This window comes from Pseudomonas sp. SDO5591_S426, assembly GCF_054070755.1.
On the sequence record NZ_JBSVXD010000205.1, the window covers coordinates 1 to 9,503 of the forward strand.

At 60.5% G+C, this 9,503-nt stretch carries 10 protein-coding genes; 7 read left to right on the forward strand and 3 right to left on the reverse strand.

The window, feature by feature from the left end; translation table 11 throughout:
- The first annotated feature begins 157 nt into the window (after positions 1 to 157).
- The 5 genes from ACW9JC_RS25975 to ACW9JC_RS25995 all read left to right on the forward strand — a co-directional run bounded on the left by ACW9JC_RS25975 (position 158) and on the right by ACW9JC_RS25995 (position 5,454).
- Positions 158 to 1,732, forward strand: a complete 1,575-nt coding sequence (locus ACW9JC_RS25975) for a purine-cytosine permease family protein (protein WP_416128157.1) — start codon at positions 158 to 160, stop codon at positions 1,730 to 1,732.
- A gap of 2 nt (positions 1,733 to 1,734) precedes the next feature.
- Positions 1,735 to 3,423: a choline dehydrogenase gene (gene betA / locus ACW9JC_RS25980; protein ID WP_457458553.1), complete on the forward strand. Its 1,689-nt coding sequence runs from the start codon at positions 1,735 to 1,737 to the stop codon at positions 3,421 to 3,423.
- Between the two features lie 137 nt (positions 3,424 to 3,560).
- Positions 3,561 to 4,019, forward strand: a complete 459-nt coding sequence (locus ACW9JC_RS25985) for a GNAT family N-acetyltransferase (RefSeq protein ID WP_457458555.1) — start codon at positions 3,561 to 3,563, stop codon at positions 4,017 to 4,019.
- A gap of 72 nt (positions 4,020 to 4,091) precedes the next feature.
- A complete protein-coding gene (locus ACW9JC_RS25990) occupies positions 4,092 to 4,862 on the forward strand; it encodes a DUF2092 domain-containing protein (RefSeq protein WP_338581827.1) in 771 nt (256 codons plus the stop codon).
- A gap of 1 nt (position 4,863) precedes the next feature.
- Complete coding sequence (locus tag ACW9JC_RS25995) at positions 4,864 to 5,454, forward strand: hypothetical protein (RefSeq protein ID WP_448108481.1); 591 nt, start codon at positions 4,864 to 4,866, stop codon at positions 5,452 to 5,454.
- Between the two features lie 6 nt (positions 5,455 to 5,460).
- On the opposite strand, the gene ACW9JC_RS26000 is transcribed toward ACW9JC_RS25995, so the two are convergent.
- Complete coding sequence (locus tag ACW9JC_RS26000; RefSeq protein ID WP_448108480.1) at positions 5,461 to 5,787, reverse strand: NIPSNAP family protein; 327 nt, start codon at positions 5,785 to 5,787, stop codon at positions 5,461 to 5,463.
- Between the two features lie 20 nt (positions 5,788 to 5,807).
- Entirely contained in the window at positions 5,808 to 6,686 is an 879-nt protein-coding gene (locus ACW9JC_RS26005; protein WP_457458558.1) for an AraC family transcriptional regulator, read from the reverse strand.
- A 152-nt stretch (positions 6,687 to 6,838) separates the two neighbouring features.
- Here ACW9JC_RS26005 and ACW9JC_RS26010 point away from each other — a divergent pair, with 152 nt between their 5' ends.
- A complete protein-coding gene (locus ACW9JC_RS26010; RefSeq protein ID WP_457458560.1) occupies positions 6,839 to 7,558 on the forward strand; it encodes a cysteine hydrolase family protein in 720 nt (239 codons plus the stop codon).
- A 26-nt stretch (positions 7,559 to 7,584) separates the two neighbouring features.
- On the opposite strand, the gene ACW9JC_RS26015 is transcribed toward ACW9JC_RS26010, so the two are convergent.
- Positions 7,585 to 8,478, reverse strand: coding sequence for a LysR family transcriptional regulator (locus ACW9JC_RS26015; RefSeq protein ID WP_457458562.1), 894 nt, complete (start codon positions 8,476 to 8,478; stop codon positions 7,585 to 7,587).
- A gap of 130 nt (positions 8,479 to 8,608) precedes the next feature.
- Between ACW9JC_RS26015 and ACW9JC_RS26020 the strand changes: the two genes are divergently transcribed.
- Positions 8,609 to 9,439, forward strand: coding sequence for an oxidoreductase (locus ACW9JC_RS26020; protein ID WP_457458564.1), 831 nt, complete (start codon positions 8,609 to 8,611; stop codon positions 9,437 to 9,439).
- The last annotated feature ends 64 nt before the right edge of the window (positions 9,440 to 9,503 follow it).

Genomic DNA, 9,503 nt, shown 5'->3' on the forward strand with positions numbered 1-9,503 from the left:
TTGAAAAAAACAAAATCAAAAGATCGCAGCCTGCGGCAGCTCCTACAGGGATCGAGGAATTATTCGCCAATCGAGAACGGCATGGAGGCCCACGGGAGTCGTTCACCCGAAAGAACGCGGTTATCTCGTCATGATCTTCCAACAATAAGAGTCCATCATGAACACTAACGCCAAGTCAGCCACGAGCGTGTCCGCCCTCGATGACAAGTCCGTCGTCGAGGGGCATTCCATTGACTTCATCCCCGAAAACGAGCGCACCGACAAGCTGTCGAGCCAAGGCCCGTTCTGGTTCCTCGGCAACTTCACCTTCTTCACCATGACCATCGGCTTCGTCGGCCCGAGCGTCGGCCTCACCGCGCTGTGGACTACGCTCGCCGGCACGCTGGGCATCATGTTCGGCACGCTGTTCATGGCCTTCCATGGTTCGCAAGGTCCACACCTTGGCCTGCCGCAGATGATCCAGTCGCGGGCGCAGTTCGGTTATCGCGGCGTGATCCTGGTGCTGCTGGCGACGCTGTTCGTGTTCGCCGGATTCAACATCGTCAATCTGGTGTTGATGATGCAAGGGCTGCACACGCTGTTCGGATTCAATCCCGCCGTGATCGCGGTGGCGGTGACCATTCCGGCAGCAGTGCTGGCGATCCTCGGCCACGACTGGATGCACCGCAGCTTCAAATGGGCGTTGTACTTGTCGCTGCCGCTGTACGGTTTGGTGACCCTGGCGGTGGTGATGGGCTGGGTGCCGGATGCCGTGTTGCCGGCGCTCGCCGAAGGTGAAGTGGCCCGCGAACCGCTGGGCTTCAACTGGACCGGGTTCATTGCGCAGTTCGCGGCAGCAGCGAGTTACAACATCGCCTACGCCCCGTACGTTTCGGATTATTCGCGCTACCTGCCGAAGAACACCTCCAGCGGCAAGCTGATTGCGGTGGTGTTTCTCGGGGCGTCGTTGTCCGGCGCGTGGATGATTTCCGTCGGTGGCTGGCTGGCCGATCACCTGCACTCCACTGACGTGCTGGTGGCGCTCGGGCAAGTCGGCAACACCGTGTCGCCACTGATGGGCACGGCGGTGGTGGTGATCACCATTCTGGCGTTCCTGCCGGTGATCGCGATGAACATCTACAGCGCCAAGCTGACCACGCTGACCTGCGTCGACTCGATCAAACACATCGAACCAACGCGCAAGGCGCGCATCCTGGCCATCGCGTTCGTGATCCTGCTGCAACTGGGCGTGGCGCTGAGCATCCAGAGTTCCGGCAAAGGCTTGTCGGTGCTGGGGATCTACCTGGTGGTGATGCTGTACTTCCTGGTGCCCTGGACCTCGGTCAACCTCACCGACTACTTCTTCGTGCGCAAGGGCCGCTACGCCATCCCGCACTTCTTCATGCCTCACGGCAACATCTACGGCAGCTGGGGCCTGCGCGGTATCGCCGCCTACGCCATCGGCTTCATTTCGATGATCCCGTTCTTCTACATCTACGACGGCGTCGAACAGCGCGAGGTGTACGTCGGCCCGCTGGCCAAGGCGCTCGGCAGCATCGACATCGCCTGGCTGGTCGGGTTGATCGTCTCGGGGCTGGCGTACTACTGGCTGAGCCGCTCGATCGACCTGAAACGCGAAGAAGTCGTGATCCAGCAGATCGAAAAGACCTCCCCGCAATACACCACCGGCGACACGCTGACCCACAAACAGCAACCATTGCCGGTATTCACTGAATCGACGGTCGGGAGATGACCATGTCTACGCAAAAATACGACTACATCATCATTGGCGCAGGCTCGGCGGGTTGTGTGTTGGCCAACCGCCTGAGCGAAGATCCTGCCACCTCGGTGCTGGTGCTGGAATTCGGCGGCAGCGACAAGAGCGTAGTGATCCAGATGCCCAGTGCTTTCTCGATCCCGATGAACACCAAGAAGTACAACTGGCGCTACGAAACCGAGCCTGAGACTTACCTCAACGGCCGACGCATTCACTGCCCTCGGGGCAAAGTGCTGGGCGGTTCGTCGTCGATCAACGGTCTGGTGTACATCCGTGGTCACGCGCTGGACTTCGACGAATGGGAATCCCTCGGCGCCCAGGGCTGGGGCTACAAGAATTGCCTGCCGTATTTCAAGCGTGCCGAAAGCTATGAGTCGGGTGGCGACAGCTATCGCGGGCAAACCGGGCCACTGCACACCACCAACGGCAACCACATGAAAAACCCGCTATACGGGGCCTGGGTTGAAGCCGGTGCCGAGGCGGGCTACATCAAGACCGAAGACTGCAACGGCTACATGCAGGAAGGTTTCGGCGCGATGCACATGACCGTGAAAAACGGCGTGCGTTGCTCCACCGCCAATGCGTATCTGCGCCCGGCGATGGGCCGCCCGAACCTGACCGTGATCACCCACGCCATGACTCGGCAGATCATCCTCGAAGGCAAGCGTGCGGTGGGGGTCATGTATGACCACAATGGCCAGACCCATCAGGTGTATTGCAACCGCGAAGTGCTGATTTCCTCCGGGCCGATCGGTTCGCCGCACCTGTTGCAACGTTCCGGCATCGGCCCGGCAGAAGTCCTGCGCAAAGCCGGGATCGGCGTGCGCCATGACCTGCCGGGAGTAGGGGAGAACCTGCAGGACCACGCCGAGGTGTACATCCAGTTCGGCTGCAAGGAACCGGTGACGCTCAACAGCAAGATGGACCCGCTGAGCAAGTTGATGATCGGTCTGCGCTGGCTGCTGTTCAAGGATGGCCTTGGCGCGACCAACCACTTCGAGGCCGGTGGTTTTATTCGCTCGGAGAAGGGCCTGCGCTGGCCGGACATTCAGTTCCACTTCCTGCCGGCGGCGATGCGCTACGACGGCAACAAGCCGATCAAGGGCCACGGTTTCATGGTGCTCACCGGTCCCAACAAACCGAAGAGCCGTGGCTATGTGCGGGTGCGTTCGGCCGACCCTTACGAGCATCCGGAAATCCGCTTCAACTATCTCCAGCGGGAAGAGGACCGCGAAGGCTTCCGTCGCTGCATCCGCCTGACCCGCGAAATCATTGGCCAGAAAGCCATGGACCGTTTCCGCGACGGCGAAATCGCCCCCGGCGCGCTGGTGACCAGCGATGAAGACCTCGATGCGTTCGTGCGTGAAAACCTCGAAAGCACGTATCACCCTTGCGGTTCGTGCCGCATGGGCGAGGACGACATGGCGGTGGTGGATTCCGAGTTGCGGGTGCATGGCATCGCCGGGTTGCGGGTGATTGATTCGTCGGTGTTCCCGACCGAGCCGAACGGCAACCTCAATGCGCCGACCATCATGCTCGCCGAACGCGCATCGGACCTGGTGCGTGGGGTGAAAATGCTGCCGGCATCGGATGTGCCGGTGGGGTTGGTGGAGAATTGGGAGAACAGCCAGCGCAATGGATTGCCGGGGCGTAACGTGCGGGTCTGATTGCAAAAAAAATCATCCGGACGCGGCCCGAACCTGCGCAGCTCCTACAGGGGAATGCATTCCAATGTAGGAGCTGCCGCAGGCTGCGATCTTTTGATCTAGGCTGTAAAACCTTGAGACCGCAATGGAGCATCCTCATGGCTATCCAGGCCTTGCGCGCAGACGCATCCCACATCGATAAAATCGCCCCGTTGTTCGACGCCTACCGGGGTTTCTACCTCCAACCTTCAAACCTGCCGCAATCGCGCGCGTTCATCGCCGAACGCATCGCCCGCGACGAATCGGTGATCTTCTATGCCGAGGACGCCGACGGTGAAACCTTGGGTTTCGTGCAGATGTTCCCGACTTTTTCCTCCATCGACGCGCACCGCACCTGGCTGCTCGGCGATCTGTTCACCACGCCCGCCGTCCGTGGCAAAGGCGTCGGCACGCTGCTGATGAACACCGCCCGCGACTTTGCCCGCTTGGCCGGCGCCAAGGGCATGACCCTGGAAACCGCCACCGACAACGTCAGCGCGCAGCACTTGTACGAGTCACTGGGTTACGTGCGCGACCCGGGTTACTACACCTATTGTCTGGATCTGAAACAGGGCTGATGGCGGTCAGGGCAAGTGGGGTCTAGGCTGAAAATTCAGCCCAGGAACGTGCGCAGGCCAGGAGCGGGATCCATGAAAGTCGATATGAGTATTTTCGGCCTGTTATTCACCTTGGCCGTGATTCCCGTCGCTCACGCCGAGGACCCGCCAGCCGCCGATAACACGCCTTTGATTAACCCGCAGGTGGTCGACAAGGTGATTGACATGGGCAATTACCTGCGCAGCCTGAAAAGGTTTCAGGTCGACGCCGAAATCACCAGGGACTCGGTGCTCGAGTCCGGGCAAAAGATCAAAACCGAGGCCGTGACGACGCTGAAAGTGGTCGGCCATGATCGGCTGTATGCCAAGACAGAGGGCGATGTCAGGACCCGGGAGTTCTTCTATAACGGTAAGAAGCTGACCCAGTATTCGCCGTTCCTCAAGTACTACACCACGGTCGATGCGCCGCCGAAAGTGTCTGAAACCTTGCACCGGCTCGAAGACTATTACGGCGTTCAGGTCCCGATGGAAGACTTGTTTCTGTTTGGCAGCGATCAGTCGCAGATCGATGCCCTGAAGGAAGCGCTGTACGTCGGCCCATCGACGATCAACGGCAAGCTCTGCGATCACCTGGCGTTCCGGCAGCAGGGGATCGACTGGCAGCTGTGGATTACCCGCGCCGAAAAACCGTTGCCCTGCAAACTGGTGATCACCACCACCGATGAGGCGAGTTTTCCGGAATACAGCGCGGTCTATCGCTGGAACCTCAAGCCGGACATCAAGGATTCGATCTTTACCTTCAAACCGGGCAAGGGCGATGTGTCCATTCCTTTGAAGAAAGCCAGTGACAAGGGAGGGGAATGACATGAACAGCGCATTGTCGTGCAGCCTGTTGTTATCCCTGGTAACCGCCTCGGCGCTGACCATCGGCCTGATCGCCGAAGCCGACGCCCGGCCCATGCGCGCCCAAGGTCACGCCAGGGCTTCGGTAAACCGGCCACCACCACCCAGCGCGCCACGAGCGCAGCGCATCAACACCGGTAATACGCAACGTGCCACCCGGGTCAACGCCAACAACCGGGTTAACTCCGGAAATCGGGTCAATGCCGGCAACAACGTGGGCAACCGCACCAACATCAACAACAGCACGCATAACCGTAACGTCAATCGCAACGTCAATATCGACAACCACCGCGACGTCGACATCGATGTTGATGGGCACGGTCGGTACGGCTACGACGATCACTACCATCCGATCGCCACCGCAGCGGCGGTTACGGCCACGGTTGCCGTGACCGCCGCGGTCGTCGGTTCGATCATGACCCCGGCGCAAATGCCCACCAACTGTGTGCAGGTCATGCAATACAACACGGTCTACATGCAGTGCGGCTCGACCTGGTATCAACCGCAGTATCAAGGCAGCGACGTGACTTACGTCGTGGTCAATGCGCCTTGAGGCCGATCAAGCCTGTTGCGCTTTCGGCTCACCGAACACCGGCCGGAAGAAACTGCGCTCATAGCTGAGGATGCAGCGGGTTTCTTCGGCGTATTTGAATGCGGCGATGCACGCCGGGTCGTTCATCGATTCTTGCCGGTAATGTTCATAGGCTGCCAGGCTGGGGAACGTGAACATGGCGAGGGCGATGTTGTTGGCGCCTTCGGACGGCAGGAAATAGCCGTGATGCTGGCCACCGAACTTCTCCACCAGCGGGATCCACAACTTGCCGTAGTGTTCGAACGCGTCGAGCTTGTACGGATCGAGCACATATTTCAGGTAGCACGTGACCATCGGTTTTCTCTCTGACAGGGTTAATGGTTTTCAGCCGCCCGGATCACCCGCGCCGTGATTGGCGGTTGATCCTGATCGCTGGCATCGCGCTTGAGCCATTCGGCCGGTGGCAGGCCCACCACGTTGAGGAAGGTTCGGGAGAATGAGGCTTGCGAACTGTAGCCGACCGTCGCGGCAATCACCTTGATCTGCACCCCTTCGCGCAACAGGTCCTGGGCCAGTTTCATGCGCCACGCCGTGACGTAGCCCATGGGTGAAATGTCCATGATCCGGGTGAAGCACGCCGAGAATTTCGAGCGCGACATGTTCGCAAGCTGGGCGAGTTTCTCGACGGTCCAGAGCGCCTCGGGCTCCTGGTGAATCCGGTTGAACACCGCCCCGAGGCGTCCGTCCTGAAGGGCATAGAGCAGGCCGCTGGAAATCTTTCCCTCCACCACTGAACGGCGCACCAGCAGCACGAAAATGTATTCGAGCAGCAGGTTCAGCGCCTTGGTCCGACCGGGGGCCTGATCCTGGAATTCACCGATCAGGCTGCCGATCAACGGTGCGAGGTTTTCCAGCTCCCTGAACGGAAACACCAGGGTTTCCTTGAGCCCGAGCGGGAAGGGTTGCAGGGAGTTGCGGCCGAACTGGAACGAAGCACAGATCAGTTCGGCGCCGTCGGCCGTACTGGACCGCAACTGGTAACGGCAACTGCTGGGGCAAAACAGCACGCTGGGCTCGCTGATCGAGATCTTCGGCAATCCCGGCTGCACCATGTCCATGCCTCCACGACTGATCACATGGATAAACGCCATGCCCGGCGGTTTGTCGAGGACCAGCGTGCCGTCCACCGGACCGGAAAAAAACAGCCGGCCCTGCAAATGCGTGCGTTCGAAGAATTCGGAAAGAATGTCCATTTAGAGACGCCCGGGTAAAGACGCTGTACGTCCTGGCAAAAGGGGAGCAGGGCGCGACCGTAGGATGAAGTTCTCGCCGATGGTAACCAACACCCCTCCCGGGTGCCACGGCGCAGAGCCATTTTTCTTGTCCACGTCCGGAGTCCACCGTCATGAGTAACGATCCGATTCGCACCGCCCCCCAGTACGCTGACCCGGCAGAGCCTGCGCTGCCGGATCCGGGCATGAAGCTCGACCTGTCCCGCGCCGCGCTGGTGGTCATCGACCCGCAGATCGACTTCCTCAGCCCCGAGGGTGTGAGCTGGAGCGCTTTCGGCAAGAGCGTCGTCGAGCATGACGTGGTCAACCACCTCGGCCAATTGTTTGCTGCCGCCAAAGACGCGGGCATCACCGTCGCGGTTTCGCCGCATTACTACTATCCGTGCGACCACAAATGGCAGTTCGGCGGGCCGCTGGAAAAGGTCATGCACAGTATCTGCATGTTCGATCGCAAGGGCCCGCTGACCCTCGACGGTTTCGAAAACTCCGGCGCCGATTTCATGCCCGAGTTCAAGCCGTACATCCTCGACGGTAAAACCATCATCGCGTCGCCGCACAAGGTCTACGGCCCGGAAACCAACGACCTGGCGCTGCAACTGCGCAAGCATGGCGTGTCGCAAATCATTCTGGCGGGCATGGCGGCCAACCTCTGCGTCGAGTCGCACTTGCGCGAACTGCTGGAACAGGGCTTTGAAGTCGCCGTGGTGCGTGACGCCACCGCCGGCCCGACCACTCCTGAAGGCGACGGCTACCTGGCGGCGCTGATCAACTACCGCTACATCGCCAACGGCCTGTGGACCACGGCGCAAACCCTGGACTATCTCAACGCCTGATCAAGCCGCGTCTACTGGCTTGGCAGCTACTCCCGGGCGGCGCGGGCAAACTCGATGAACGCCTTGAGCGTCGCCGGCACATGTCGGCGGCTCGGGTAGTAGAGATGCAGGCCCGGGTAATAGGGGCACCAGTCGCCCAGAACCTGGATCAGGCTGCCATCGGCGATTTGCGCCTTGACCATGTCTTCGAAAATGTAAGCGATGCCAACGCCCTGCAATGCCGGGCCGACCATCAGGCTCACGTCGCCCAAGGTCAAAGGGCCCTCGATTTCGATTTCCTGGGCAATCCCGCCCCGTTCGAATTCCCAGCGATACAGTGTTCCACTGGGGAAACGGTGACGAATGCACGGCAGGCCATGCAAGTCCTCGGGTTTTTGCGGGATTGCATGCCGTTCGAAGAACGCCGGTGAGGCAACGACCACCGAGCGCATGTACGCGCCGATGGGCAGCGAAACCATGTCAGCCTCCAGTCGCGCACCAAAGCGCACGCCGGCATGAAAACCTGCCGCCACCACATCGACCAGGCCGTCGTCGGCCACGATCTCCAGTTTCACGTCCGGGTAGGCCTCCAGAAACCGTGCGGCCAGCGGCAGCACCACCAGTTCCGCAGCCTGGCGCCCGGCGGTGATCCTGAGGTTACCGGAGGGTTTGTCGCGAAAGCTGTTGAGGTCTTCGAGCGCATCGTCGATGTCGCGGAACGCCGGTTTCAACCGCGCGAAAAGACGCTCGCCGGCCTCGGTCAGGCCGACGCTGCGGGTGGTGCGGTTGAACAGGCGCACGCCGAGGCGGTTTTCCAGGGTGCGCACCGAATGGCTCAGGGCGGAAGGCGTCAGCCCCAGTTCCACCGCCGCGCGGCTGAAGTTCAGGTGGGTGGCCACGCTCAGGAAGGTCGAGAGATCTGCCGCCGAAGGTGCTTTCATCTGTGAATGCCTTTCACAAAGCCATGCAAAATTATTGGGATTATCACATCAGTAGTGGAGTTTTAAAGTTGCGTCAACTCATCAAGAAGGCCCGGCAATAACGCTCGGGTCGCTGACAGGAGGAGTTGAAATGCGTACTTGGTTGATTACTGGAGCTTCCCGTGGTTTTGGTACCCTCATCGCAGAACGTGCTCTGCGTGCCGGCGACGCGGTGATTGCCACCGCCCGTAAACCTGAAGAAGTCATCGCCAAACTGGGCGACCATCCCAACCTGCTGGCCGTGCGTCTGGACGTGACCCGCGAAGAAGAAGCGCATCAGGCGGTCGCGGAAGGCATCAAGCGTTTTGGCCGGATTGACGTGCTGATCAACAATGCCGGTTTCGGTGTGCTGGGAGCGGTGGAAGAGACCAGCGCTAGCGAGACCGAGCGTCTGTTCGCCACCAACGTTTTCGGCTTGCTCAACGTGACCCGTGCGGTACTGCCGCACATGCGCCGCCAGCGCTCCGGGCATGTGATCAACATCTCTTCGATTGGCGGCTACCAGGCCTACATGGGCTGGGGCGTCTACGGTTCGACCAAGTTTGCGGTGGAAGGCATCACCGAGGCGCTGCATCAGGAGCTGGCACCGCTGGGCATCTACGCCACAGTGGTCGAGCCGGGCTTCTTCCGCACCGATTTCCTCGACGAGCAATCGCTGGTCAAGACTGCGCTGGAACTGCCGGACTACGATGAAACGGTTGGCGCGATGCGCAAGCATGCCGAGGCGGCCAACCATGCGCAGCCAGGTGATCCGGTGAAATTTGCCGAGGCGATGTTCGCCCTGGTCAATGCGCCGAAACCGCCACAGCGTCTGGCGCTGGGCAGCGATACCATCGCGCGCATCGAAGCGAAAAACCGCTTCGTCGCCGAGGAACTGGCGGAGTGGAATGAACTGGCGCTGTCCACTGACTTCAAGGACTGAAGTCAAACGCAAAACCCTGTGGGAGCGAGCTTGCTCGCGATGGCGCAAGGTCAGTCAACGGTGA